The sequence below is a fragment of the Pseudomonas sp. R37(2017) genome, assembly GCF_002113375.1.
Classification (GTDB): Bacteria; Pseudomonadota; Gammaproteobacteria; order Pseudomonadales; family Pseudomonadaceae; genus Aquipseudomonas.
In genome coordinates this window covers 37697-63293 of sequence record NZ_NEHO01000024.1, presented here as the reverse complement: position 1 = coordinate 63293, position 25597 = coordinate 37697, and the positions used below count along the sequence as shown (strand labels likewise).

20 protein-coding genes and 1 pseudogene are annotated in these 25597 nt (G+C 59.3%); 13 read left to right on the top strand and 8 right to left on the bottom strand.

Annotated elements, in window-relative coordinates:
- Positions 1 to 392: 392 nt before the first annotated feature.
- Together CAG47_RS25755 and CAG47_RS29265 are read right to left on the bottom strand one after the other, a co-directional pair.
- Positions 393 to 1979, bottom strand: coding sequence for a glycosyltransferase family 39 protein (locus tag CAG47_RS25755; RefSeq protein ID WP_085728752.1), 1587 nt, complete (start codon positions 1977 to 1979; stop codon positions 393 to 395).
- A gap of 195 nt (positions 1980 to 2174) precedes the next feature.
- A complete protein-coding gene (locus CAG47_RS29265) occupies positions 2175 to 3671 on the bottom strand; it encodes a methyl-accepting chemotaxis protein (protein WP_085728750.1) in 1497 nt (498 codons plus the stop codon).
- A 311-nt stretch (positions 3672 to 3982) separates the two neighbouring features.
- Here CAG47_RS29265 and CAG47_RS25745 point away from each other — a divergent pair, with 311 nt between their 5' ends.
- The 9 genes and pseudogenes from CAG47_RS25745 (at position 3983) to CAG47_RS25705 (ending at position 12720) form a co-directional block, all read left to right on the top strand.
- The gene (locus CAG47_RS25745; RefSeq protein ID WP_085728748.1) at positions 3983 to 4279 is read left to right on the top strand and encodes a helix-turn-helix transcriptional regulator; all 297 of its coding nucleotides are present in this window, start codon (positions 3983 to 3985) and stop codon (positions 4277 to 4279) included.
- The gene (locus CAG47_RS25740) at positions 4279 to 5562 is read left to right on the top strand and encodes a type II toxin-antitoxin system HipA family toxin (protein ID WP_085728746.1); all 1284 of its coding nucleotides are present in this window, start codon (positions 4279 to 4281) and stop codon (positions 5560 to 5562) included. The genes CAG47_RS25745 and CAG47_RS25740 overlap by 1 nt, the downstream gene beginning before the upstream one ends.
- A 103-nt stretch (positions 5563 to 5665) precedes the next feature.
- A complete protein-coding gene (locus tag CAG47_RS25735; protein WP_085728744.1) occupies positions 5666 to 6109 on the top strand; it encodes an MAPEG family protein in 444 nt (147 codons plus the stop codon).
- 643 nt (positions 6110 to 6752) lie between these two features.
- Positions 6753 to 6935, top strand: a pseudogene (locus tag CAG47_RS25730) (IS5/IS1182 family transposase); the annotation flags it as partial.
- 172 nt (positions 6936 to 7107) lie between these two features.
- Entirely contained in the window at positions 7108 to 8322 is a 1215-nt protein-coding gene (ampC, locus tag CAG47_RS25725; protein WP_085728742.1) for a class C beta-lactamase, read from the top strand.
- Positions 8323 to 8975: 653 nt separating this feature from the next.
- Entirely contained in the window at positions 8976 to 9332 is a 357-nt protein-coding gene (locus CAG47_RS25720) for a metalloregulator ArsR/SmtB family transcription factor (protein WP_085728740.1), read from the top strand.
- A gap of 52 nt (positions 9333 to 9384) precedes the next feature.
- Positions 9385 to 10389 carry an ArsJ-associated glyceraldehyde-3-phosphate dehydrogenase gene (locus tag CAG47_RS25715; RefSeq protein WP_085728738.1) on the top strand — a complete coding sequence of 335 codons (1005 nt, stop codon included), beginning with the start codon at positions 9385 to 9387 and terminating at the stop codon, positions 10387 to 10389.
- A 19-nt stretch (positions 10390 to 10408) separates the two neighbouring features.
- A complete protein-coding gene (gene arsJ, locus CAG47_RS25710) occupies positions 10409 to 11629 on the top strand; it encodes an organoarsenical effux MFS transporter ArsJ (RefSeq protein ID WP_085728736.1) in 1221 nt (406 codons plus the stop codon).
- Between the two features lie 272 nt (positions 11630 to 11901).
- On the top strand, positions 11902 to 12720 hold the full coding sequence (locus tag CAG47_RS25705) for a hypothetical protein (protein WP_256577549.1): 819 nt from the start codon (positions 11902 to 11904) through the stop codon (positions 12718 to 12720).
- A gap of 109 nt (positions 12721 to 12829) precedes the next feature.
- Here CAG47_RS25705 and CAG47_RS25700 read toward each other — a convergent pair whose 3' ends face one another.
- Positions 12830 to 13102, bottom strand: a complete 273-nt coding sequence (locus CAG47_RS25700) for a hypothetical protein (RefSeq protein WP_056725158.1) — start codon at positions 13100 to 13102, stop codon at positions 12830 to 12832.
- A 441-nt stretch (positions 13103 to 13543) separates the two neighbouring features.
- On the opposite strand from CAG47_RS25700, the gene CAG47_RS25695 reads away from it, so the two are divergent.
- From CAG47_RS25695 to CAG47_RS25685, 3 genes are all read left to right on the top strand, one after another.
- Positions 13544 to 14902, top strand: a complete 1359-nt coding sequence (locus CAG47_RS25695) for an MATE family efflux transporter (protein ID WP_085728734.1) — start codon at positions 13544 to 13546, stop codon at positions 14900 to 14902.
- A gap of 85 nt (positions 14903 to 14987) precedes the next feature.
- A complete protein-coding gene (locus CAG47_RS25690) occupies positions 14988 to 15659 on the top strand; it encodes a phosphoribosyltransferase (RefSeq protein ID WP_085728732.1) in 672 nt (223 codons plus the stop codon).
- Between the two features lie 137 nt (positions 15660 to 15796).
- Positions 15797 to 16366 (top strand): YceI family protein, encoded by a 570-nt coding sequence (locus CAG47_RS25685; protein ID WP_085728730.1) that lies wholly within the window; start codon positions 15797 to 15799, stop codon positions 16364 to 16366.
- Between the two features lie 804 nt (positions 16367 to 17170).
- On the opposite strand, the gene CAG47_RS25680 is transcribed toward CAG47_RS25685, so the two are convergent.
- Positions 17171 to 20560, bottom strand: a complete 3390-nt coding sequence (locus tag CAG47_RS25680; RefSeq protein WP_085728728.1) for an Ig-like domain-containing protein — start codon at positions 20558 to 20560, stop codon at positions 17171 to 17173.
- Between the two features lie 409 nt (positions 20561 to 20969).
- Between CAG47_RS25680 and CAG47_RS25675 the strand changes: the two genes are divergently transcribed.
- On the top strand, positions 20970 to 21692 hold the full coding sequence (locus tag CAG47_RS25675; protein WP_085728726.1) for a GNAT family N-acetyltransferase: 723 nt from the start codon (positions 20970 to 20972) through the stop codon (positions 21690 to 21692).
- Between the two features lie 418 nt (positions 21693 to 22110).
- On the opposite strand, the gene CAG47_RS25670 is transcribed toward CAG47_RS25675, so the two are convergent.
- The 4 genes from CAG47_RS25670 to CAG47_RS25655 all read right to left on the bottom strand — a co-directional run bounded on the left by CAG47_RS25670 (position 22111) and on the right by CAG47_RS25655 (position 25502).
- Complete coding sequence (locus tag CAG47_RS25670) at positions 22111 to 22971, bottom strand: CAP domain-containing protein (protein WP_085728724.1); 861 nt, start codon at positions 22969 to 22971, stop codon at positions 22111 to 22113.
- 157 nt (positions 22972 to 23128) lie between these two features.
- Positions 23129 to 23779, bottom strand: a complete 651-nt coding sequence (locus CAG47_RS25665; RefSeq protein ID WP_085728723.1) for a metalloregulator ArsR/SmtB family transcription factor — start codon at positions 23777 to 23779, stop codon at positions 23129 to 23131.
- A 19-nt stretch (positions 23780 to 23798) separates the two neighbouring features.
- Positions 23799 to 24437 carry a hypothetical protein gene (locus tag CAG47_RS25660; RefSeq protein ID WP_085728721.1) on the bottom strand — a complete coding sequence of 213 codons (639 nt, stop codon included), beginning with the start codon at positions 24435 to 24437 and terminating at the stop codon, positions 23799 to 23801.
- A 276-nt stretch (positions 24438 to 24713) separates the two neighbouring features.
- Positions 24714 to 25502: an alpha/beta hydrolase gene (locus CAG47_RS25655; RefSeq protein ID WP_085728719.1), complete on the bottom strand. Its 789-nt coding sequence runs from the start codon at positions 25500 to 25502 to the stop codon at positions 24714 to 24716.
- Positions 25503 to 25597 lie beyond the last annotated feature (95 nt).

Sequence of the window (25597 nt, the reverse complement as noted above, 5' to 3'; positions counted from 1 at the left end):
CGATAGCAACGTTGTTCATGGCAATGATCTCCGATTAGCCCCCTGTGAAAGCTTAGTGAGCGATCACAGGGGGTGCGGCGGGGGTAGCCATTTCATTAGTTAGATGTCTGTCATGCAAAAGTTGGCTGTTGACCACAGATCCCCTGTAGGAGCGAGCACGCTCGCGATGGCGACGGATCAGTCGATATTGATGCTGGCTGACACTTCGCCATCGCGAGCATGCTCGCTCCTACAGTTGTGTGTCTGCCATGCAAAAACCGGCTGCTCACCACAAATCCCCTGTAGGAGCGAGCACGCTCGCGATGGCGGCGGATCAGTCGATATTGATGCTGGCTGACACTCCGCCATCGCGAGCGTGCTCGCTCCTACAGGTTTTCATGTACAACGGTTCTTCACATTCCACCAACCTGTCCGACCACCGGGCTATCCACCGTTTTCCCATCGGGAATAAACGCCGCACTGCCATTTTCCTTTGAATGGAACAACCGTGCGCCGTTGTTGGGCCTGGTGGTGATCAGCTGGTGGTCCGCGGTCAGATAGTCCAGCGGCAAATGCTTGAGGTCCTTGTACTGCTCGATGATGATCGTGCGCTCGGGATTCCAGGTCTCGCCACTTCGCTTTTCCAGCCACGCCATCAGCGCAGCGCTGTCGCCGGTTTGTGGAATGTCCGAATCGGGGAGCACGTAGTAGAACGGCGCGCCGTGATTCTGCAGGTACATGGGCAGCTTGTTGTCGACATCCACCAGCACCATGCGCCATTCGTTCCACGGCGCCGTCTTGATGGCTTCGGCGCGCACATCCCGGGTGAACTGCATGACCCCGCCGGCACCGCCGTTGGTCCAGGGGTAGACGACGCCAAGGACCACAAACAGAAATCCGGCCGCCCCGGCAATACCCTTGGTCCAGCCGGACCTTCTGGACTCATCGGCCGCCTGCCGCGCCGCGATGCGCCGGGAGACCCACCAGGCCGCCAGCAATTGCGCAAACGGCACCAATGGCAAGACGTAATAACTGCGCCGACTGCCACTGGCGGTGAAAAACAGGAACAGCAAGCCAAGACCACAGATCAGCCAGCGAACATTGGGTTCGGTGTGCTTCCAGTTGCGCACGGCCACCCACAGGCCGAGCAGCCAGCAGGGGGCCCAGGGCAGGGTATAGACCGGCAGATACAGCAGGTAGGTGTAGATCGGCCCGATGTTGTCGAACGGCTTGAAGAACCGCACCACGTTCTCCTGAAACACCAGGCCCAGCCCGCTCGGCCCATAAGTCGGCGTGCCATAACGGTGCGACAGCATGAACGGCAGCATGTACGCCACGCCGCCCACCAACATCGCGAGAAACAGGCGTGGATTGAGATGGTTCTTCCAGCGCCCCTCGCCGAGCAGGTGCGGCAACAGCATCAGCCCCGGCAGGATGAAGCCGATCAAGCCCTTGAACAGCGAAGTCAGTGCCAGGATCAGGAAAAACACGCAGTACCTGCTCAGCCGCGTGTCGTCCGGCCCGCGCCAGTACCACCAGACAGCCGCCAGCACACCGCACACCGTCAGCACGTCCGCCGTGGCGACCCGCGCCCAGAACACGAAAAAGAACGTCGTCGCCAGAAACCAGCCGGCGATCAGGCCGGTGCCTTTGCCATAGAGTCGCTCACCGATCAGGTACACCAGCCAGACACTCAGCCACGCCGCCAGCACCGAAGGCAAACGCAGCGACCAGTGCCCGAGGCCACCCATCAAATGGGCCGTGGCCGTGATCAGCCAATAGGACGGCAGCGGCTTGTCGTAATAGGGCATGCCCTTGAGGTAAGGGTCGAAATAATCGCCGCTCTGCAACATCTGCAGCGCGATGTTCGCCCAACGCGTTTCAGCGCCCCAGAGCTCCCGCGCGCCCAACCCGAACAGCAAAAGAAACGCGGATACGCCCAGCAGCAGGATCAGCGCACCCCGGTCGGTTTTCAGCCATTTGACTAACGAATGGTTCATCACTGTTTCGCACGTTGCGCCCGCCGAGACGACGGCGAAGCGATTGGAGCAACAAGGCTATCGGGCGAAATGTGATGGGATTGTCAGTAGATCGAGAACAAACCATGAGCGTTGATGGGGCGATATGCGCTGCGGCCAATGAAATCAGGCCGTGCGCTAGAGGATGAAACATTGTTCATGCCAGGCACGGCTGCGTCATGGGTGAAAGGTACGCCCCAGCGCATCCAGGCGCGTGGCAATCGGCGGCAGTTGACGACTGCTCAACGCCAGCGTCTGCACATCATCGGCCGTGTTCTGCGCAATGCTCTGCACCGACTGCAAGCGCCCGACAATCTCGATACTCGCCGAGGACTGCTCGCGGGTCGTCGTGACAATCCGCCCATTGAGTTCATCGATGTGCGAGATGTCGCTGCCGATGGCCTGCAACATCGCTGCCGCCAATTGACTGTCCTCGACACAGCGCACCACACCTTCGCGACTGTCCTGCATGGCCTCCACGGCTTTGCGGCTGCCTTGCTGCAAGGTCTCGATGATGGTCCTGATTTCCCTGGTGGACAGCGCCGTGCGCTGGGCCAGGCTGCGCACTTCATCGGCCACCACGGCAAAGCCCCGGCCTTGCTCGCCGGCGCGCGCCGCTTCAATGGCCGCGTTGAGCGCCAGCAAGTTGGTCTGCTCGGCAATGCTGCTGATCACCTCCAGCACCGTACCGATCTGCTGCGCCTGCCCGGCCAGTTCCTGTACGGTCTGATTCGTGCCTTCCAGGCGTGAGGCCAACTGAACGATTTCCTGTTGCGCGCGGTTCACACTTTCCTGCCCGCGGCTGATTTGCTCACTGGCCTGGCCGGCATGTTCAACGGCGTGCTCGACGTGAACCACAATGTGCTCCATCGCATCGCCCATGCGCTGCATCGACCCGGTCATCTGGGCGATTTCCGTCAACTGATGCTGCGCGCCTTTCTCCAGCGTATGGCTGGCCTTGGCCAGCTCCTGGCCCAACTGACCCAAACCCTGAGAGTCACGCACCACGCCGTCCACCAGCGCGGTGATCTGCCCGAGGAACTGATCGAAACGCTGGGCCAGCGACACATGCACCCGCGCCTTGTCGCCCTGGCTGGCACCGACAGTGAACTGGCACGTGGTGGCGAGCATCTTGTCCAGCATGTCCTGGCTCTCCACCGCATCGGCCTGGCTGTGCACCGCCAGATAGAGCAGCGCGACCGTCTCCATCACGACATAAAAGGCGTGAACGAACACCATCGTCCAGCCACCGTGGTGCGCCATCACAAACACCGGGAAACCCTGGTGCTGCAGCACATGAAACACCACGTGATGCAGCGCAATCGTCACCGCCGCCACCAGAATCGGCAGCCAATCCCGATAAAACGTCAGCACCGCCAACAAGGCAAAAATCCCGAAGTGCGACTCAATGACCCCCTCGGCCTGATTGATATGCAACGCCGCCATCACCATCAAGCCGACCCCAAGCAAACAGCGCATCCACCGCGACCCGCCGATGGCGCGATACAACAGCGTCAACGACACACTGGTGCCACCGCCCACCAACAGCGCCTGCATGAAGGTGTCGTGCCAGAACGCCAGGCCCACCGCGAACACGAACATCAACCAGATCAGGCCCAGCATGATGCGGTCGGCTTTGCGGTAGTGCTCGAGGAAACGAGGGGGGAAGGGCATGTACGCTTACTCCATGTATTCGAACCGGGAAGAAAGCAGCGGAAGAAAAGCCTGACACCGCCCCTGTGGCGAGGGAGCTTGAGCCATTGAGGCAATTCGATTGCCGACATGGTCGCGGTGTATATGAGACGCCGGTGGAGAGCGTAGCCCTTGGCCATCATTCTTGGCGGTTGTGGTGTTGTTTGTGGGGAAGAATGGCGGGTTTAGAGGCGTTGATGATTTTTACAAATGGTCGTATGTGGCCTGAATGTGGCTATTAACTGCTATAGTTGGTCATATGTAGCCATTATCAGTATATTTTGAGGACCTCCATGTCTTTCATGCACTTGCTCCATTCGCCGGCTGAAATCGCCAGGAACATTGGAGAGAACGCGAAGGCACTGCGTCTGTCAAAAAATCTCTCCCGCAAGACGCTCGCCGAAAAATCGGGGGTGTCCGAGTCCACCATCAAGCGATTCGAGACGACCGGAGTGGTGACCCTGGAAGCTCTGATCCTCATGGCCACCGCGCTTGATGAGCTTACTGGCGTGACCAGGCTCTTCAAGCCCGAACATCCGAATTCGGTTGATGAACTCAAGAATGCCAGGCGCAAGCGGGGGATGAGGTGATGACGAAGACATTCAAACGCACCGAAGCGCTGAACGTCTTGAAAAGCGGCACCAAGGTCGGGGAGCTCCATAAAGCCGAAGGCAAGGGGATCTACTTCGCTTACGATCAGGGGTGGCTCGCCACTGGCTACAATCTCTCTCCGCTCACCATGGCCTGGGACGAAAAACCCCAGCTGGCCAAAGACACCAACCTCTTCGAAGGGCTCCACGGGCCGTTCGCTGATTCCCTGCCAGATGGCTGGGGCACGCTGCTGATGGACAGGTTTTTCAACAGCACCTTTGGTGACGGCACCCACCTCACAGTCACCGCCCTGGATCGCCTGGCCTACATGGGCGACCGAAGCATGGGGGCTTTCGAGTATCAGCCGCAGGCTGAAAAAACCGAGCTGGCCGGTCCTGTCGATCTCTGCCAGCTGTATCTAGCGTCGATCGAGGTTCAGGAGGGCGGGACGCAAGAGGTGCTCAAGACACTCAGGCTGGCCGGTGGCTCGCCGGGTGGTGCTCGTCCAAAGGCGATTGTGGCGCTCTCTGCCGATGGAGCTCATGCAACCTCGGCCTTCGGGCCACTTCCCGAAGGCTATGCACACTGGATCGTCAAGTTCAGGGCATTGCATGAGCCGGTGGAAACAGGGGCCATCGAATTTGCCTATGCCGAGATGGCAAGGGCCGCCGGGGTGACCATGGCGGAGTCGACTGTCTTGACCATGCAGATACCTGACGGCCAGGTTGAAAGGTTCTTCGCGACAAGGCGTTTCGACCGAGAGGGCGACCGCAGGATTCACATGATGACCGTATCGGCCCTGATGTATGCGAATTACCGCGCGCTGTCATCCATCGACTACCCCAACCTGCTGAAACTCACCCAAGTAATGACCAGGAGTGCTGTCGAGGTCGAAAAAATGGCCAGGCTGATGATCTTCAACGCTCTGTCACATAACCATGACGACCACGCGAAGAACTTTGCTTTCCTTTGTCACGACCCTGCAAAGCCTGGCGAAAAGGAAACCTGGACGCTTGCCCCCGCTTACGACGTGACCTTCTCAAACGCCATGGGCGAGCACACCACAGACTTCGGTGGCCGCAATCCGGGCAAACCGACCAGGAAGCGGATCATGGAAATCTGCAAGGATTACAAATACCTCAAGGCCGAGGAGTACATCGAGCAGACCCTCGCCGCGCTGTCGGATTGGAAGAAAGTATTCACTCAATCGAAGATCCCACATCAAGCCGGGGAGCCAATCTTCAACGTACTGGCGAAACTGCACATGGACTTTGAGACGTAGCGCGAAGCTACATCAGGCATGCACGCGCAATTACCATGGTCGTCCAACTGGTCTAGTCTTTTGTCCGCTCCCCCAATGGCCGGGGTTTTTTTAAGGAGAGAAAATGAGCACGGTTTTATCTGTCTACGCGTTGTGCGTGGTGGTCCTGTTTTTCAAGATGTTCGCGATTTCCTGCTATCAGGGCTTCTACCGAATAACTCGCATGACCTTCAAAAATGCCGAGGACGCAAAACTCGTCGGCCGCACACCCAGCGCGGAGGAACTGCCACAGGTCGCCCGGGCGAAAAATGCCTGGTTGAATGACCTGGAGAACATTCCGCTGTTTTTCGCGTTGGGCGGACTCTGTGTGCTGCTCGATACACCAGCGGATCGCACTGTCTGGTTGTTTTGCATTTTCACCACCGCACGAGTGCTGCATACGTTGACGTACCTGGCGGGCTGGCAACCGTGGCGCACGATTGCCTATTTCGTTGGTATTGGATGTTTGATGGGGTTGGCTGGGATGATTGTTTTTGTTCTGGTTGGTCAGGGTGGGTTTGGGGGGTGAATTATTGAAGTCGGCGGTAGCTATTGGCCGGTTTTTTCCTGCCACGAAGGGCAGAAAACGGCCAAATACGGTCGCTCGAAAGTCACACTTGCAGCTTCGAAAGCCATACGCCCTTGCGGGCCATCCAGAAAAATCAACGGGTCCTCCCGAAGGGGTGGGGCAAGGGGGTAATTCGGGCCCCGCGTCTTCGGTATATATGACCTTTTTTCGGTGGTTGGTTGTTGTTTAGTCGCTCACTGCAAGCCCCGCCCCCTATGGGTTTTGCGGTCCTGTTCATCGCAACGACGCTGGCCAGCCATGTCGATGGGGGAATGGCCTAGGTTGGTGTATCGCCGAGGGCTGCCGCGGATGGCGAAAACAGCCATTAACGGCATGGCCAGACTGATCGATTACCGATTGGGTCGTTAGATACAGGGCCAATTTGGCCACGGCTCGTGCAGACAGGTGCTAGATCCGGAGATTCTGGTAATGCCCTGGAGCTCTCGAAAAACAAGGGCTGCAAGGGCTTTCAGAAAACAACCATAGGTGAGGATTTAAAAGCGCCTGTCTGTGAGTGCCAAGCTCCAACTGCAGTCCTAGGGAAACTCCGAACAAGTTTTCAGATGTGCTGAAATTCACCTTCACCACCTGACCCGAGCCACGCATGAGCCAGATGAGCTTTTCCGACTTTGAATACGCCGGTAAGCACAAGCAAACCCGCCGTGAACGCTTCCTTGCCGAAATGGATCAGGTCGTGCCCTGGAGTGGTTTGCTGGGGTTGATCGAGCCGTATTACCCGAAGGCTAGTAGTGGCCGTAAACCCTATCCGCTGGAGACCATGTTGCGTAATCGGAGTGACGCCAGGAGTCTGGGCAAAGGCACTGCACGAAACGGTTTGAGACATTTCTTGTTCTTTGCAAATTGATCACTACTGTATAAAGCTTGGAACCCCTGCATTGCAGGTGCGGGTAAAGATAAAGATAAAGATAAAGATAAAGATTCTTGCAGGATAATTAATTATGCTCGGAAACAGTATAGGTTGGCGATTAGGTATTTTTGCATCCGCGCTTTTCCTTTTTGTTGGAAATTGTGCCGCCCAAGACCATATGGAGAGCCGGATTAGAGCTGTTGTGGATGCGGCTGTCCGGCCAGTTATTGACGAATTTTCAGTGCCTGGTATGGCTGTAGCGGTTACGGTTGGTGGGGAAAACTACTTCATTAATTATGGCGTTGCCTCCAAGGAGAGTGGGCAGATCGTTACCAACGAGACGATTTTCGAGATCGGCTCGGTCAGCAAAACCTTCACTGCTACCCTGGCATCCTATGCAGAGGAAAGTGGAGCGCTTTCACTATCGGATCGCGCAAGCCAATACCTACCATCGCTGCGCGGCAGTAGCTTCGACAACATTAGCCTACTTGATCTTGGGACATACACTGCCGGTGGATTGCCACTGCAGTTTCCAAATTATGTGGATAGTCATCAAAAAATGATCGATTATTTCTATAATTGGAAACCGACCTATTCAGCCGGTACGCACAGACTCTATTCCAACCCAAGCATCGGTCTCTTCGGCTATCTCGCAGCCAGAAGTATGGGTAAGTCCTATGAAGACTTATTGGAAAGCAAGCTATTCACCGAAATGGGGCTTAGAAGCAGTCATATCAGCATCCCACAAGAACAGATGAGTAATTATGCGTATGGCTATGATAAAGAAGGCAAGCCGATCAGGGTATCTGCCGGTACTTTGGATGCAGAGGGTTACGGTGTCAAATCAAGCTCGGGCGATATAATTAGATTTGTCGAGGCAAACATGCAGCCAACGGATCTACAGGAGCCGCTTAAGCGCGCGATAATCGCGACACATAAAGGTTATTACCAAGTGGGCGATATGACGCAGGGACTGGGATGGGAAATTTACCCGTATCCGATAGGGCTCGACCGCTTGCTTGCTGGGAACTCGAAAAAAATGCTCTTTGAAGCGAATGAAGCTATCAAGCTCAGCCCTCCTACGCCCCCACAGAACAATGTGCTAATTAATAAGACCGGATCCACGAGCGGCTTCGGTGCCTACGTTGCCTTTATCCCAAAAAAGCGCATGGGTATCGTTATACTGGCGAACAAAAACTACCCGATTCCGGAAAGAGTAAAAATAGCTTATGAAGTGTTGTCAGCTTTGGATACGCAAGTTGATTTGCAAGAGTCAGGTGGTGAAGGTGAATTTAAGCAAATCTGAAGACTTGTTCGGAGTTTCCCAAAGTGCAATGCAATGACGCAGCACCACTCCAATCAGCGACCTGCCCTCTGCAAAACACGCCGGGGACCCTGGAAACTTTCTCGAGAGACGGGGGCGAAGACTCGCGTGATCGTGTTAGCGGCAGTGTCTGAAAGTTAGTTGACAGGTTGACAAAAAAATCCTGCATTTTGAGCTATCAGTTACGTGCAGCGCGCAGCCGATTTTCCGTACAGCCCCCGCCAATACTAAGCGCGGCGTGCGTCCAGGCTTCGTCAGTTAACCCCAAGCAGACGCTCAAAATGCCTGTCAACCTTGTCAAGTAAGTTGACAAGGTTGACAGCTGCCGAGGACGAAACTGGAGGAATACTCGTTACCAGCGGGTAAAGGCAGAAATCGGCCAGACGTGGACGTTGGGGCTGCGGATACTTCCTCCTCGAACATTGGAGCTGATGCCCGGAGGTAGGGCTTCGATCAAGCCATTATCTCAGCCCATTGCCGCTTGCCTCACCTTCCAATGCTTGCTTTACATATGAAAATTCGTATATTCAGTTTTCCATATGTACTTAGGAGGCAGGGCTTCGAATATGCCTCCTGTAGTTCTGACTGCTGACCACCTCCGGCGCAGCAGAGTAAATGCCAACGCAGAGGCCGCAATGGCTGACCAACTGAACCCAACCATCGTATTCAAATGCCTGGCTGACGACACCCGTGTGCGCCTGATGCTCTTGATCACCCGCGAAGAGGAACTATGCGTGTGCGAGCTGACCTGTGCCCTGGATGAAAGCCAGCCCAAGATTTCACGGCACCTCGCGCAGCTGCGCACCAGTGGGTTGTTGGCGGATCGACGCCAGGGCCAATGGGTGTATTACCGCTTGCACCCGGATCTCCCGGATTGGGTACGCCGCGTGCTGAGTACTGCGCTGGACGCTAACCGGCATTGGTTAGACCCCGAAGCCAGGCGCCTGAACGCCATGGGTGATCGCCCGGAGCGGGTAGCCGCCTGCTGCTGAGCACCTGCCAGGAACTTCTCCTTTATCTCAACAGCTATCTGAGAACACGAACATGAGCATCAAAATTGGTATCAATGGCTTCGGTCGTATCGGTCGCTTGGCGCTGCGCGCCGCCTGGGACTGGCCGGAGTTCGAGTTCGTCCGGATCAATGACCCGGCAGGTGACGCCGCGACCCACGCCCACTTGTTGAACTTCGACTCGGTGCATGGACGCTGGCTCCACGAAGCCGGTGCCGATGGTGACTGCGTAGTGATCGGCAGCAAGCGCATTCGGGTCACCGCCAACAAGGCCATCACCGACACCGACTGGTCGGACTGCGATCTGGTGATCGAGGCCAGCGGCAAGATGAAGACCGTGGCCGTGCTCCAAGCCTACCTCGACCAAGGCGTGAAGCGGGTGGTGGTGAGTGCTCCAGTTAAGGAAAAGGGCGCACTGAACGTGGTCATGGGCGTCAACCAGCACCTGTTTAATGCGGCGGAGCATCGCATCGTCACCGCCGCGTCCTGCACCACCAACTGCCTGGCACCGGTGGTCAAGGTGATCCACGAGAAGCTCGGCATCCGCCACGGCTCCATCACCACCATTCACGACCTGACCAATACCCAGAGTATCCTCGACCAGCCGCACCAGGATCTGCGCCGTGCCCGTGCCTCGGGGATGAGCCTGATCCCAACCACGACCGGCTCAGCCACGGCCATCGCGGAAATCTTCCCCGAGCTGCGCGGTCGCCTGAATGGTCACGCTGTGCGCGTGCCACTGGCCAACGCCTCACTGACTGATTGTGTGTTCGAAGTAGAACGCGCAACCAGCATCGAGGAGGTCAACCAGTGGCTCAAGACGGCTGCCGAGAACGAGCTGAAAGGCATCCTGGGTTTTGAGGAGCGCCCGCTGGTGTCCATCGATTACCGCACCGATCCGCGTTCCTCGATCATCGATGCGCTGTCGACCATGGTGGTCAATGGCACCCAAGTGAAGCTCTACGCCTGGTACGACAACGAGTGGGGCTACGCCAACCGCACCGTCGAACTGGCCCGCCTGGTCGGCCGGGCCGGCTGAACGGGAGCGAGCAGCGATCATGCATGCGTTGTCAGCCCTTTCCCCGGAAATCCGCCAGTACCTGTTGGTCACCGGCAACTACTGGGCCTTCACCCTCACCGATGGCGCCTTGCGCATGCTGGTGGTGCTGCACTTCCACGCGTTGGGCTACACGCCGCTTCAGATCGCCGCGTTGTTCCTGTTCTATGAAATCTTCGGTGTCATCACCAACCTGGTGGGTGGTTACCTGGGCGCGCACCTGGGGTTGAACCGCACCATGAACCTCGGCCTCGGCATGCAGGTCATCGCCTTGCTGATGCTGGCCGTACCGGCTTCCTGGCTAACCATCCCGTGGGTGATGGGGGCGCAAGCGCTGTCGGGCATCGCCAAGGATCTCAACAAGATGAGCGCCAAGAGTTCGATCAAGCTCCTGGTGCCGGACAATCAGCAAGGCACCTTGTACCAATGGGTGGCTATCCTTACCGGCTCGAAGAACACCTTGAAGGGCGTCGGCTTTTTCCTCGGTGGTGCTCTGCTGGCTCTTTTGGGATTCAAGGGGGCGGTCGTCGCCATGGCGGCGGTACTCGCGTTGATCTGGATCGGCAGTCTCGTGATGCTGAAAAAAGATCTGGGCAAGGCCAAGGCCAAGCCGAAGTTCCGCGACATCCTGTCCAAGAGCCGGGCGATCAACATCCTCTCCGCCGCGCGGTTGTTCCTCTTCGGCGCGAGGGACGTCTGGTTCGTGGTGGCGCTGCCGGTGTACCTGAGTACGGTATTCGGCTGGGGCTTCTGGCTGGTGGGTGGCTTCCTTGCCGCCTGGATCATCGGCTACGGCATAGTCCAGTCTCTCGCGCCGGCCATCACCGGCAAGCAGCGTGGCCATGTTCCGGATGGGCGCGCGGCGTTCGTCTGGGCCAGTCTGTTGGCGATGTTGCCCGCCGCCATTGCCATCGGCCTCGCGGCAGGTTGGTCAGCTCAGATCGTGCTGCTAGGCGGACTGATGCTATTTGGCGTGCTGTTCGCAGTGAACTCTTCGCTGCACAGCTACCTGATCGTCAGCTATGCCAAGGAAGACGGCGTGTCGCTGGATGTGGGCTTCTACTACATGTCCAACGCCCTGGGCCGGTTGATTGGGACGCTGCTGTCCGGATGGGTATTCCAGGCATATGGGTTGGAGGTCTGCCTGTGGATTTCTACCGTTTTCGTGTTCTTGGCTGCATCGATTTCCATAGCGCTGCCTAGGCATTCGCAGGTCATGTGAATTGCACCTGACATAGGCGGTGCTTTTACCAACACTGTCCAATGTCCATATCTGGTCGTTCATTGCCAGTCCTCACAGGCGGCTATTGGCCGATCTCTGCCTGTCACGACTGCCGGAAATTGATCGATTTTGTTGAAAAAGTCCGAGCGGATTGACTCAACCTACACTGTGTTTGAAAAGCGTCCGATTTATGCGTTGCATGCCCTCTTGGCAGGGCAAGCGTATTGCAGTGAATCGCTCCAGCCCTACCACTCATGCCTGAGTCGTTAATCATGGATGAAGTCACTACCATGCCCTCGGATGATGTACCTGACCTTCAACATAAAGTGCAGCGCAAGCTCGGACGCTGCCTGTTGCGCCTGCAACAATACGAACAGCTGCTGAAAGCCTTCGTCGTGGATGGCGAGCTGACCGGTCCCGTTGATCAGTTGACTATTATCCGTGAGCAGAAGATCGCAAGTACCCAGAAAAAGACCATGGGCATGTTGGTCGGGATGCTGACCGAAAGCTTTCTGACCCAGTCGCCCAAAAATGAAGAGTCACAGACACCAACCGATTTCGCTGATCAGGCCTGGCTCAGCTATCGACACCAGTTGGAAATGCCAGCCGAGCACTATGAGGCAACGAAAGTAGCGATCAATGAACTGGTCGGCCTGCGCAATAAGCTGGTTCACCACTTCATTGAGCATTTCGATCTCTGGTCTGAATCAGGCTGCCAGGCGGCGGATGGTTTTTTGGAGGAAAGCTACCAAACCATCAATCGGCATTGTCTGAATCTGCAATGTTGGGCCAAAGCCATGATTGAGGCACGAGCTCAAATGGATTCGTTTATACAGAGCCAAATATTTGAAGGTGAGTTGGACGGTATTCGGGTGGATGGCTCAGTCGATTGGCCTGCTAGTGGGATATGCGGTTGTTTACGCGAAGCAGAAATCAAGTTCGCCGAAGATGGCTGGACTCGTCTGCAAACAGTCATTCGCTGGATTGGTGATGCCTATCCAGATACAGACGCCCAAGCGCTACGGTTGCAGCAGTTGGAGACATGCCCTGCACGAGTCACAGCAGTTCGAAATACGAAAAACCCATGCTGAAGATGGTAGTACTGTCGTCTGGTATCGCAGCAAGGTCAGTTGAATGGGAAACTGAATCGTCCCTCGTCTTTTGAGGAAAAAAACGGGCACCTTTGATGCCCGCTTTCATTCACTCCGCAGCCTGCGCCCGCAACCGCCGCCCAATCACATCCATCAAATCACAACCATCCCGCAACGGAATGACCAGCAACTTGGCAAAGTCCTCCAACACCACCGTGTCGCAACCAAGTTCTGATCGGTAGGCGATGTTTTCCAGCACCTGCGTAACCGTGCGAATACGGTAATCCGCCATGGCTTGCAGAACGTCGAGAGGCGCTTGGGTGTCGATGAGCAGGGAAGCCGGAACCAGGTCGATTCCGGTGAGGGGCATGTATCGATTCATTGTGAAGATCTCTGTTTGATGGGCTCAAGGCCGTCACTCAGTCGTCGCCAAACGATTGGGTGGCAGCTGTGCGCAGGTTGGCGAACCGGCACAGAGAAAACCGGCAGACCCGTAGGTCTCCCGCGCACAGCCGCCATGACAGCGGCTTTGCGGGTGCGATGATACCTGCAATAAAGCGGGTAGCCTTCGCATTCTCTATGATCAGGTCGCCAAACCCGGCCGCCATTTGGGCGACGGCGCCGACTATAAGCCGCACGAGATCAGTGCGGTAGGTGAGGCATTCCGAGCTTTGTGTAGGACTGGTGTCGATGAAACTTCAGACCTTTCACCCCCCCCGTCGCTGGAAATCCAAACACAGACCTGAGATGTTCACGGCCCTTGGTTTCAGCTACCCGCGCTATCCTTAATCATCGTTCCCGCCGTCGAGATGGACCTTCGCTAATGCAAACCCCAACCCCCCAGCGCCCCCTCTGGCAAACCTACCTGTTTTTCCTCGCCCCGATGGTGCTGTCGAACTTCCTGCAATCGATGTCCGGCACGGTCAACAGCATCTATATCGGCCAAATGCTCGGCACTCAGGCGTTGGCGGCGGTGTCGGGGATGTTCCCCATCGTGTTTTTTTTCATCGCCCTGGTGATCGGCCTTGGCGCTGGCGCGGGGGTGTTGATCGGGCAGGCGTGGGGGGCGCGGGAGACGCATCTGGTGAAGACGATTGCCGGGGCGACTGTGCTGCTGGGGCTGTTGATCGGGTTGGCGGCGGCGGTGGTGGGTAGTGTGTTTGCGCGGTCGGCGTTGGTGGGGTTGGGGACGCCGGCGGATGTGCTGGACGATGCGGTGGCGTATGCCCATGTGATGTTGTGGATCATGCCGTCGCTGTTGGTGTACGTGTTGTTCACCCAGTTGTTGCGCGGGGTGAGCGATACCTTGTCGCCGTTGATGGCGCTGGTGGTGTCGACCATGGTCGGGTTGGCGTTGACGCCGGCGTTGATTCGCGGCTGGTTGGGTTTTGCGCCGATGGGGATTCAGAGTGCGGCGGTTGCCGGGTTGGTGGGTAACCTGGTGGCGATGGGGCTGCTGGCGTGGCGCTTGCTTGGCAAGGACCACCCACTGGCGCCGGACCGTGAGTTCTTTGCGGCGATGAAGCTGGACATGGCGATTCTCGGCAAGGTGTTGCGCATCGGTTTGCCCACCGGGTTGCAGATGGTGGTGTTGTCGCTGTCGGAGCTGGTGATTCTGGCGCTGGTGAACCGGCACGGTTCCCAGGCGACGGCGGCGTATGGCGCGGTGACGCAGATCGTCAATTACGTGCAGTTCCCGGCGCTGTCGATTGCGATTACCGCGTCGATCCTCGGGGCGCAGGCGATCGGGGCGGGGCGCATCGAGCGTATCGGGCCGATCCTGAAGACCGGGCTGATGATCAATGTGTGCTTGACCGGTGGCCTGGTGGTGCTCGGCTACTTGTTGTCGAGCTGGCTGCTGGCGTCGTTCCTCACTGAAGAAGCGACACTCGACATGGCCGAGCACCTGCTGCACATCATGCTCTGGAGCCTGTTGGTGTTCGGTTTCCAGGCGATCATCGGCGGCATCATGCGCGCCAGCGGCACGGTGATGGTGCCGGTGGCGATTTCCATTGTCTGCGTGGTCGGGGTTCAGTTGCCGGCGGCGTATCTGCTGGATGCTAAGTTCGGGCTGCAAGGGGTGTGGATGGCGTTTCCGGTGGCGTATCTGGGGATGCTGGTGTTGCAGACGCTGTATTACAAGCTGGTGTGGCAGCATCAGAAGATCGAGCGGTTGGTGTAGGCCGTTGTGCTTGAAGTCGGCCTGCATGAGGTCGACAATTTGGGGGCTGTGAGCCGACAGGCGTGTTCGCCTGGGGAGGTTTCCAATGAGCCCCTTGTCCCATTCCATCCTGCAAGACCGAGCAGCGGCGGGGCGGCGTTTGATCGAGCCGTTGCTGCCTTATGCCAATCGCCCCGATGTGATCATTCTGGCCTTGCCCCGTGGCGGCGTGCCGGTGGCCTATGAAGTGGCCACGGCGCTGAAGGTTCGCCTGGACCTGATGCTGGTGCGCAAGCTCGGGGTGCCGTCCCGTCCGGAGTACGCCATGGGGGCGATTGCCAGTGGTGGTATCCGGATTCGTAACGAAGAGGCATTGCGCGCGCACCCGATCGATCGCGCCGCGTTTGACGCCGTGGTCGAACGGGAAACCCGCGAACTGCTGCGCCGCGAGAAGGTCTACCGCGGGGAACGGGCGCCGGTGCAACTCAAGGACCAGGTGGTGATCCTGATCGACGATGGCCTGGCCACCGGTGCTTCGATGCGGGCGGCAATCCAGGCGCTGCGGGTGCAGGTGCCATCGCGCATCGTGGTGGCGGTGCCGGTGGCGCCGATCGAGACAGTGGAGGCCTTGCGCAGCGAAGTGGATGAACTGGTCTGCCCGCTGATGCCCGAGTGGTTTACGGCGATTGGTCATTGGTACGTGGACTTTTCCCAGACCCAGGATGCCGAGGTGATCGAGCTGTTGCAGCGGGCATGGCAACGCGAGGCGTGTGGGTAGTACGGACCGCCAGCGGCAGGCGGTCGCAAACCGCCGTGGGAAGTGGAATAAACGCCGGTTGTTTGCTTTAGTCCATCTGGTGCCGATCGATCTGTGCGGCACGCCAACTCAAGACGGGAGCCCTCCCGGAGAGTGCCATGAACCTTCGATCCGCGCGTTGCGTTGTTCTGGCCGGCACCTTGGTGTTCGGCCTGGCGCCGTTCGCTGAAGCCGTGGAATACAAGGAGGTGAACGCCAAGGCCAGCACTTTGAGTTTCACCTATCAGCAGATGGGGTCGCGAGTCTTCGGTACGTTCGGCAAGTTCAAGGCCACTCTCGACTTCGACACCGATAGCCCCGGCGCCGCCCGCGCGGCGCTGACCATCGACTTGAGCAGCATCGACGCCGGCAGCAGCGAAGCCAACACCGAGCTGCAAAAACCGCCGTGGTTCGACACCGCGACTTATCCGGTAGCGACCTTCGAATCGACGTCCATCAAGGCCCTCGGCAATAACCGCTACACCATCACCGGCAAACTGTCCCTGCGCGGGCTCACTCGGGAGGTGAGTGTGCCAGTGCTGCTGAAGTCGGAGAGCTCCATCGGCATCTTCGTTGGCGACCTGGTGCTCAAGCGTGACGACTTCAAGATAGGCGAGGGCGAGTGGGCGGACAGTGTGGTGTCCAACGAGATCAATATCCGCTTTCGGATGGTGGCGCCGCAGCGGTGACGGGAGAGCGCTGATTCACTGGCGATGGCGTAGTGTCAGTCAACGATGATGTTGGATTTGCCGGCCTCTTCGCGGGCAAGCCCGCTCCCACAGGGATCGTTGGTGAGCACAGGATTTGTGAACGACAGCGACCCAATTGTGGGAGCGGGCTTGCTCCGGGCGGCGTTCCGACAAAGGCGTAGTGTCAGTCAACGATTATGCTGGATGTGCTGGCCTCTTCGCGGGCAGGCCCGCTCCCACAGGGATCGCCGGTGAACACAGGATTTGTGAATGACAGCCATCCAATTGTGGGAGCGAGCCTGCTCCGGGCGGCGTTCCGACGATGGCGCAGTGTCAGTCAACGAAGATGTTGGATGTGCCGGCCTCTTCGCGGGCAGGCCCGCTCCCACAGGGATCGCCGGTGAACACAGGATTTTTGAACGACAGCGATCCAATTGTGGGAGCGAGCCTGCTCGCGAAGGCGCAGTGTCAGTCAACGATGATGCTGGATGTGCTGGCCTCTTCGCGGGCAGGCCCGCTCCCACAGGGATCGCCGGTGAACACAGGATTTTTGAACGACAGCGATCCAATTGTGGGAGCGAGCCTGCTCCGGGCGGCGTTCCGACGAAGGTGCAGTGTCAGTCAACGATGATGTTGGAAGTGCCGGCCTCTTCGCGAGCAGGCTCGCTCCCACAGGGATCGTTGGTGAAAGCAAAATTTGTGTATGGCAGCAAACCGAAAATGTGGGTTTCATTGGGGTTTGCCCGCATTCCAAAAAAAAGCGCCCGGCCCACATTGCATGGACCGGGCGCCGATCATCCCGCGCTAGTGCACTGGCACCGTCACGGTTTTGCCGAAGGCCGATGTGATGGTCGCTGTCGGGTTGGGCGTCGGGGTGGCGCCGACGGTCGTCACGGCGATGTTCCAGCGCGCGCCTGTCGCCGTAGGCGTCAGGGTGGCGGTGCCGAGGTTCACCGAACCGGTTGTGGTCGTGGCCGTCGCCTTGATGGTGTTGCCCGTGCCACGGGAGGTGGTGCCGGACAGCGCCCAGTAGTAGCGGCCGTTGCTGCGGGCGGTGACGGTCGCGCTGGTGACGATCAGGTTCTCGACGGCCGCCGCCGAGACCGCCACGGACACCGTTGCCGATGTCGATTCCGCACCCTTGGCATCGGCAGCCTTATAGGTAAAGGTCGCGGTGAACGGTGCGGGGATCGTGGCCGGTGGTGTGTAGGTCACGCGCGTTCCATCGGTGCTGACCATGCCCTTGCCAGAGTCCGGTTGCTCCAGGCCCACCACTTTGAGTGGCACGTTACCGTCAGGGTCGCTGTCGTTGGCCAGCACGTTGATGGTCACCGGTTGGCCATTGCTGACGGCGCTGTCGGGGTTGGCGATCGGTTTTTTGTTGTCTCCATCGTTATTGGCACGGGTATCGCCGGTGCGGAAGGTTGGCAGCGCGGAAGAGTTGACGTAGGTGACGCCGTCCCATCCAGGCAGGGGCGCTGGCATCAACTGGAACTGGCCGGGGTGCTCGATATCCCAGCGCAGCAACATGGAGGTATCTTCGTGCTGGGTATTGTGGCAGTGCTCCATGTAGGTCCCGGCGAATTCACGGAAGCGGATCGCCATTTCCACGTCAACCGAGCTGTCGATGCCCTCGCCGATGCGATAGACGTCCTTGCGCGCCCATTTTTCCCATTCCGGAGGAGGGTTGCCATCGCGGTGGAGGATGATCCCCTCTTCAAAGTGCACGTGCACCGGGTGGTTCCAGCCGTTGCCGCCGGTCTTGATTTTCCACACCTCAAGGGTGCCGTCACCGGAGAACCCGGCAGGGGTCGGGCCGTTAGCCAGTTGCGGAGCGGCACTGATGATTCGAGGGTCCATGGGGAAGCCCAACAGCCCACCGTCGGTCTTGATGGTCCAGGGGGTTTCGTCGGTGCCGTCGGAGCGGCCGAAGATGAACTCGCGATGCCGTGCCGCCTTGAGCTTGGTCTGCACCACCGGATCGTCACGGTTGAGGGTCAGCGGGATCATGGTTTTGCCGGCCGGTTTACCCGGTTTGGCGGGTTCGAAGTCGGCGGGGTTCATGCTCACGTCCGTGCCGGTATAAGGCTGCACCACCATTTGCATGAACTTGCCCACTGCCGGGTCGCCGGCGTCCCATTCCAGCCCTTTGCTGCCCGACTTGAGCACCGCCTTGTACTTGCCGGACAGCACGTCGGCCAGGCTCAGCATTGTAGACTCCGGCCCCTTGCCGTCGTGGTGCTCCATCAGGTTGACGAAGTACAGCTTGTCGCCCACAGAGATGCCGTTTTTCGCGAAGTTGACGATGATGTCGAGACGCTCGGCGATGCCCTGGGTGGGCAGGATGGCGTTGTGGTCCTGCACGTCGCCGTCACCATCCAGGTCCATGCTGCCGTCGAACGGCACGGCATGCTCCATGAGGTTGCCGTCGTTGGCGATCAAGTGGAACGGCACGCGGGTATAAGACACGCCGGAACCGGCCGGGCCGGGAAACTCGCCGCCGGTGCCTGCGACTTCACGCACCAGCGCGATCCTGAAGTAGCGCGACACCGAGCCGTTGAGGATGCGGAAGCGATAGCTGCGCGCCCGCACATTCAGGCGCGGTTGGTACTGCCAGTTGACCAGGACCTGATCGCCGAGGAAACCGTCGGTGTTGAACGGGTTGAACCACAGTTGGCCATTGGCGTCCCAGGCCTTGTCGGCCACCACCAGGTTGACGTCATAGTCGCGGTTGCCCCAAGGCAGCGCCGAACCGCTGGGCAGGCGCAGGTTGATGCCGTCTTCGAAGGCTTCGTTACCACGATCCAGGGCGCTGTAATAGTTCATCATCACCGCGTTGCCCTTGTAGACGTTCTGCGCGGTGAAATCGAGCATGTGGTCGTGGAACCAGTGGGTGCTCATGGTTTCATGCCAGTCGCCACGGATCTTGATGCTGCCGTTGTTGCAGGTCTTGAGGCCCGGCGTGGCATCGTTGACGTACAGGGTTTCGCCCGGGGCGCAGGGGAACGCCGCGTGCGGATCCTGAGCGCTGGTGTTGATGGTGTCGTAACCGGCCAGTTGTATCGGCCAGCGATAGTCGTAGTACTGCCCCGGAAAGAAAAACGCACCGGCAAAGCCATCGCTTTCGGCCGGGGAGTGGCCGTTGTGTTCGTGGGTGGTGAGGGTGTGCAGGCCAAACCCCATGTTGGCCGACGGGTCGATTGGCAGCGCGTTGTAGTGGCGCATCAGCGTGGGTTGACCGTAACGCACCATCAACAGTTTTGGCGGAAAGGTGCCGTCGAAGGTCCAGAGCGCCTTGTGGTTCTGAATCGGCATGTTGGGGTGGAAACGAACATTGATGCCTTTGGTGGTGCCCGTAAGGACCGGGGAGTTCGAGGTCTGGTTATAGAGCCCGCCAGGTCCGAACTCACCGACGGCGTAGTTGTGCAGTTGCCTGCGGTCGCGCATGCCGGTGTTGGGTTGGGCGCCGGCCTGCACGGTCTTGAAGCCGACCTGTGGAAAGAACTCATTCCAGCGCTGGTGCGACCAGCCTTTTCCTGGCGGACGACCTTCGGCCGGCGAGCCGACCGGATGGCGGTTGAGGAAGGCTTCGATCTGCGCTTTCCACGGGTTGCGGTCCAGCACATTGGAAAACTGCGACGGAAACGGGTACAGCCCCGGTTGACGCATGAAGTTTTCCAGCATCATGGGCGAAGGGCCGCTGCGGGCGATGCTGTTCGGGTCTTGCGTGGGCGCCGGACCAGCGAGCGGAACCGGGAAGGTCAGGGGCGGTGCCGGCAGTGTCGGGTCGAGTTTTTCCGTGCCGAATTCTTCGAACAGCAGCAGTTGCTGAGTGTACGGCTGGGCCCCGAACAATGGGCTGGGCTTGCCGTTTGTGGGGATCTTGAAGGATGTCTGCAGGGCTGGCGGCAGCACGTTGTCTGTCGTTACCGTGGTGAGGCGGGTGCCAAAAGCGCCATTGGGCAAGGCGAGGGAGCCCTGGTTGACGGGTGGCATGGCCCGCAAGGCAGCCGACGCGGCGTCGAGATCGGCCGGGGGATCGCTGAATGCCGAGGGGTCCGTCGGTGGTGGCTGGCTGACATCATCTAGTGGTACGGCGATGGCGTTGCCGATGCTGACATTGATCAGCATCACAGCGGCAATGCCTGATTTGCGGAAAAAACTGAGCGATTTGGCGGCAGGCATGCTTTTCATCTGGTTTCCCTCAGGGCGCGCCGATGTGGCTGACGTTCGCCAAGCGGTCGATGCAAGAGGTGCGCCAAACGAGGCAGGGCTTCGGAGAGGTGGATGCTTGATTTGTATCAAAAGATTGAAGGCTGTGGCGGAAGCACAGCAGTGGGTGGGAATCCTCAACATCGGGGACCTTCACCCACTCATTTTCCCCACTCCCGCCATGGTTTGGGATAGTGGTGGGCAGCAAGCGGAAACGCGGTTGGTCCAGCACAAAGTGTGCCTGATGCACTGCTGCCAGCGCCCAAACGCAACCCCTGCAAACATTGACACAAACACCGGTGGGGCTCGGCGATGGCCGGGGTAATACTGCGGACCGCGGGTGCCAGGCGCGTTATGATAGGCGGCCCTTGCCCCGGAGCCTGTCACCGCAATGCCCCTGATCAGCCATTTCAAGACCCCGTGCCCCGAGCACATCAATAGCCAGATCCTGCAAATGGTGGTCGACAACCTGACCGACATCAGCATGGTCGCGATCCCGCCCAGCAACCTGCTGTACAACCTCTATCAATACGCGATCGGCTATGAGGTGCACCTGTATCTGGAGGCGCTCAATGGTGAAAAGGGCATTGCCGTCGAGCTGATCGTTGCCACTGACGAAGACGACCCGGACAAGGTGATTGGCTTTGTGCTGTACCTGCCGGTGCAGGACGATCCCGACGCCTGCGGTGTGGCCTACATGGCGGTGCAGGCCGAGTATCGGCGCCAGGGCGTGGCCCGGCGGATGCTGCGGGAAATGGTCGGCCGCTATCCCCATGCCGAGCTGACCTGCGCGGTGGCCAAGGTGCCGTATTTCGAGGCGATGGGCTTTGAGGTGGTGGGCGTGCGCGCGACCCAGGTGTTGATGAACACCCGCGACCACGTTACCGATGGCTTGATGGCGCTGCTGGATGTGGCGTCGATCTACAGCTCGCTGGAAGTGCGGCAGATCCATGCCTACCTGCTGCAAAAACACGGCAAACGGGCCATGACCGATGCGGAAAAACAGCGCGACCGGCATCTGGACCAGTTGACGCGCAAGGCCAATGAGTTTGTGCGGGGGCGCTTGGGTGACGATGCGGTGCCGGCCGCCGGCCCGCGATTGCGCCTGGTCTGATTCTGTTCAAGCAGACAGGCGAAATTCATCCATGCAATGCCATCTCCTTGTCGATAGTATTTTTGTTTCCTGCCGGGATTTGTGCTGGTCGAAATCGGTCTAAAAGCCCGGTTGGCAATCGTGCCTGTTTTGCTATCCTCAAACCTGTAGGTGAAGACGCAGACTGATGCGCAAAAGGATAGCAAGGAGACGTGGGGCGCGTTCCGAAGGGTACACGGTTAGAAAGATCCCCGCGCTGGGATCCAGCCCTTATGCCGTGTGAAGCAGAAGAGTTCCATTACAGTTTCACGACTCTTCTGTGGGAGGCCTGATAAACCTTGTAAGCCGGAGACCAGCACCGGCCACCTACTTAAATTAACCCGCGAAGCCCGCCCAGTGCGGGCTTTTTAATGCCCGCACGGTGGGCCTGGCCGGCGGCTCAGGGTGCGCCAAACAGCATCGTCCAGTAGACACCGTTGTCGCTGCGCGCATTGGTGGCGTAAGCGGCACCGACCTGGGTGAACATCGGGTTCATCAGGTTGGCGCAGTGCCCGGGGCTGGCGAGCCAGCCGGCCATGGCCTTGCTCGGGGAGCCTTGCCCGGCGGCGATGTTTTCGCCGATCTGCCGGCCACGGTAACCGGCGGCCCTGGCGCGATCGGAGGGCATGTCGCCGTCGGGGTCCTGGTGGGCGAAATAGTTGCCGTAGGCCATGTCCTTGCTGTGGCCTTGTGCCGCGGAACCCAAGGCCGCACTCCAGGACAGCGGTCGCGCGGCGGCAAAACGCTGGCGACCGCAAAAGCGCGGTTTGGCCCGGGCTGCGTTGACCTGCGCCAGCAACGCTTGAGCGGCGCTGCGGGGGTCGCCGGTCTGCCCATCGAGCACCGGCTTGGCCAGTACCACTTGCCACTCGCTCCCGGCGCGGCTGACACCGATGTCGGCGTATTGATTGTCGAGCAGTGCGGCGCAGTGCTCGTCCTGGAACATATCGAACGCTTCTTCGGCATCCCGTGCACCCACCACGCGGATCGACCGCACCATGGTGGCCTGATAGCCGGAAGCCTTGAGTCGATCCCGCAACCCACCGCCATAACCCACGGGCAGGGCCAGGTTCGATTTGAGCGTCAGGGGAGATAAACGTTGCGTCGGTCGCCGGTCGCAGCGTTGCGGATGGGCGCGATAGTCGTTGATGGCGTCGACCAGTTGGCGTTGCCCATCGGCGTGGGCAGGGCTGGCGAAAACGGGGAGAAGGGAAAACAGGCACAGCGAAGAAAAGCGCGAAGCAACGACGGATTGGCGCATGGACGGGCAACTCTGATGAGATGACTACGAAGAAAGGGGAAAAAGCGCTGGGCTATGACTGGCGCCGTGAAACAAGGTTCACGGCGCAAAGATGTCTATTTACGGGCAAAGGCCTGAGTCCGACGAAGGAAGTCGGGAGGGCAGCCAGATGGTTTTTTCACCCGTGACCAGGAGGCTCTGTCGCGACACTCGGGGATTGGCTCGATCGCAGCCTGAAGCGGCAGACATGCCCGCCGCGCACCATGCACTCACTGTGCTCGACTTCAGCGCCGCCCAACGTGCCGATAAGGGCCAGGTCCAGTTCGCAGACCACCGGGTGGGCGGCGGCCAGGCGATGGAACACGCAGTTGTGCGCGACGATTTCCGGGTCGCCGGCTGAGCGAAAAAACACCTCGGCTTCGTAGCCTGCCTGGTTCATGTGCTGGACGATCCTGGCTTCATCCACGACCTGTTGCTCACGGTCCAGCGCCAGTTTGCGGCCCATGCTGCGCATGAGCGAGGTCAGGGCTTCAGGGCCGATGATGGCGGCGACTTCATCGATCAATACGCTGGCCAGTAGCTGATAGTGGCGAGGGAACTGCTCCCGCGCGTGGTCGGTGAGCCGATACAGCTGCTCCGGACGACGCCCCGTCGGGCGGGTGTCGCCGCGCAACACCAGGCCGTCGCGCTCCAGCGCCGCCAGGTGTTGGCGGATCGCCGTGCGCGTGACAGCCAGATGTTCAGCCAACTCGTCAATGCTCATGCCGCCGGCATGATGCAGCAGCGCATTGAGCAGGTCTTGCTGTGTTCGGCCCAGTCCTTCCAGCATGGGAGATCCTCGCGTGTTATCAGAACTTGTCCGGGAATTGCTTGACCAGGGCACCGGTCAACGCATCGGCCAGGGCCAGGATGTGCGTGCGCATCATCGCCCAGGTGCGGGCTTCGCCGGCGTAATCGTGGGCGGCAAACTCATCGATCTGGGCGATGTGGTGACCGCCATGGGCCGACAACATGTTGACCAGTGTGGCTTCAGGCAGATTGGGGTTGGCGCTGGCCAGGAACGCCGCAATCGCCTTGGCATTGCTGGTCAGATCGGTGACGGCGGCCTTTTTGCCCTTGGTGTCTTTGGCCACCGTGGCATCGCTGTAGTGTTTCACTGCACCCCAGTGACCGGCGAGCAGCTTGAGCAGTTGATCCGCCGCGGGCTGGCCGTAGAGCGGGGCGATGCTATTGGCGATTTTGGTGGCGTTGTCGACCACCTGGTCCGCCGCGACCTTGGCTTGCTTCTGGTCGGCGGATTGATTGGCCAGTGCGTAGTTTCTGATCCAGAAAATGTGTTCGACCCAAAGGTCGCGCAGGGCCAGGCGAGTGGTCAGCGCGGGGCTTTCGGCAGCGGCGGGTGAGGCGGGGGAAGCGGCAGGCGTCTGGCTCCAGACCGGTTGCGCACAGAAAGCCAGCAGGAGCAAAGCCAGGGTTTTGATATTCATGACGGCACCCTCTGAGAGTGGGAACGTTCGACAATATCAATATAGACATAAAAATATGTTTTTATTAGGCGAAGAACACAATCTCGGACCAATGGTCATGTCGGATTGCCGACAGTGACTTTGCAGTTTGTGGCGAGGGGGCTTGCCCCCGTTCGACCGCGAAGCGGTCGCAGAACACCGACATGGGTTTTGCCTGACATATCTTATCGTCTGGGCTGGGACTACTTCGTAGTCCAACGGGGGCAAGCCCCCTCGCCACAAGGACTAGGGTTGTCGCTACAACCCGTCCCCCAGCGCCTTGAGGTATTCAGGGCTTTCGCTGATCGAGTTATGCCCCGTCCCCGGTATCACCCGCAGTGATGCCACGCCTTTGGCGAAGTGCGTATACAAGCGCTCGGTGCTCGGGCGCGCAATCACCTCGTCATGCTCGGCCGCGATCAACAATGTCGGCACCGTGATGTGGGCGGCGTAGCGCCAGGACTGGAATTTGTCCTTCAACAACCAGCGCACAGGAAACCAGCGGAACTGACGGGCGGCGAGCTCTTCGAGGCTGTTGTAGGGCGTGATCAGCACCAGTCGCGCGGCAGGGCGCTGGCTGGCAAGGCGCACGGCAACTCCGGAACCCAGGCTGCGCCCGACCACCGCTACATGCCCATGGCTGGCATAAACCGTGTCGAACAACGTGATGGCATCGCCGGCAATGGCCTCTTCGGAAGGCGAGCCGGAACTGCCGCCGTAGCCACGGTAGTGCAGCAGGTACAGCGCGTAGTCTGGGAATGCCTGGGTAAATCCGGGCAGGTTGCGCGAGACGTCTTCGGCATTGCCGCCAAAGTAAATCAGCGCGTTGGGACCTTCGTGGGAACGGACAGTGACCAGTACCTTTGCGTCGGCGACCGGCAGGGCGAGCAGCGTTTCAGCCGTTCCGACGGTGCGCGGTTGCGGGTAATAGATCAGCGCCCGTTGAAACACGAACAGCGTGACGCACAGCACCAGGTACAGCGCAGCGACGATGACGACGAGTAACACCAGGGGACGCGACATTCGACTAACGTTAGTGGGCGGCATGACTGCTCGGGGTTTGGAAGTGACTGGCGCAAGGCTTTCTGAGTGTAGTCAAACGCCCCGTGGCGCGGGTTGTCCGTACTGTAGGCGCAACGGGC

Coding starts and splice junctions, on each gene's coding strand:
- CAG47_RS25755 (WP_085728752.1), bottom strand. CDS start 1,979: ATGAACCATTCGTTAGTCAAATGGCTGAAAACCGACCGGGGTGCGCTG.
- CAG47_RS29265 (WP_085728750.1), bottom strand. CDS start 3,671: ATGCCCTTCCCCCCTCGTTTCCTCGAGCACTACCGCAAAGCCGACCGC.
- CAG47_RS25745 (WP_085728748.1), top strand. CDS start 3,983: ATGTCTTTCATGCACTTGCTCCATTCGCCGGCTGAAATCGCCAGGAAC.
- CAG47_RS25740 (WP_085728746.1), top strand. CDS start 4,279: ATGACGAAGACATTCAAACGCACCGAAGCGCTGAACGTCTTGAAAAGC.
- CAG47_RS25735 (WP_085728744.1), top strand. CDS start 5,666: ATGAGCACGGTTTTATCTGTCTACGCGTTGTGCGTGGTGGTCCTGTTT.
- ampC (WP_085728742.1), top strand. CDS start 7,108: ATGCTCGGAAACAGTATAGGTTGGCGATTAGGTATTTTTGCATCCGCG.
- CAG47_RS25720 (WP_085728740.1), top strand. CDS start 8,976: ATGGCTGACCAACTGAACCCAACCATCGTATTCAAATGCCTGGCTGAC.
- CAG47_RS25715 (WP_085728738.1), top strand. CDS start 9,385: ATGAGCATCAAAATTGGTATCAATGGCTTCGGTCGTATCGGTCGCTTG.
- arsJ (WP_085728736.1), top strand. CDS start 10,409: ATGCATGCGTTGTCAGCCCTTTCCCCGGAAATCCGCCAGTACCTGTTG.
- CAG47_RS25705 (WP_256577549.1), top strand. CDS start 11,902: ATGGATGAAGTCACTACCATGCCCTCGGATGATGTACCTGACCTTCAA.
- CAG47_RS25700 (WP_056725158.1), bottom strand. CDS start 13,102: ATGAATCGATACATGCCCCTCACCGGAATCGACCTGGTTCCGGCTTCC.
- CAG47_RS25695 (WP_085728734.1), top strand. CDS start 13,544: ATGCAAACCCCAACCCCCCAGCGCCCCCTCTGGCAAACCTACCTGTTT.
- CAG47_RS25690 (WP_085728732.1), top strand. CDS start 14,988: ATGAGCCCCTTGTCCCATTCCATCCTGCAAGACCGAGCAGCGGCGGGG.
- CAG47_RS25685 (WP_085728730.1), top strand. CDS start 15,797: ATGAACCTTCGATCCGCGCGTTGCGTTGTTCTGGCCGGCACCTTGGTG.
- CAG47_RS25680 (WP_085728728.1), bottom strand. CDS start 20,560: ATGAAAAGCATGCCTGCCGCCAAATCGCTCAGTTTTTTCCGCAAATCA.
- CAG47_RS25675 (WP_085728726.1), top strand. CDS start 20,970: ATGCCCCTGATCAGCCATTTCAAGACCCCGTGCCCCGAGCACATCAAT.
- CAG47_RS25670 (WP_085728724.1), bottom strand. CDS start 22,971: ATGCGCCAATCCGTCGTTGCTTCGCGCTTTTCTTCGCTGTGCCTGTTT.
- CAG47_RS25665 (WP_085728723.1), bottom strand. CDS start 23,779: ATGCTGGAAGGACTGGGCCGAACACAGCAAGACCTGCTCAATGCGCTG.
- CAG47_RS25660 (WP_085728721.1), bottom strand. CDS start 24,437: ATGAATATCAAAACCCTGGCTTTGCTCCTGCTGGCTTTCTGTGCGCAA.
- CAG47_RS25655 (WP_085728719.1), bottom strand. CDS start 25,502: ATGCCGCCCACTAACGTTAGTCGAATGTCGCGTCCCCTGGTGTTACTC.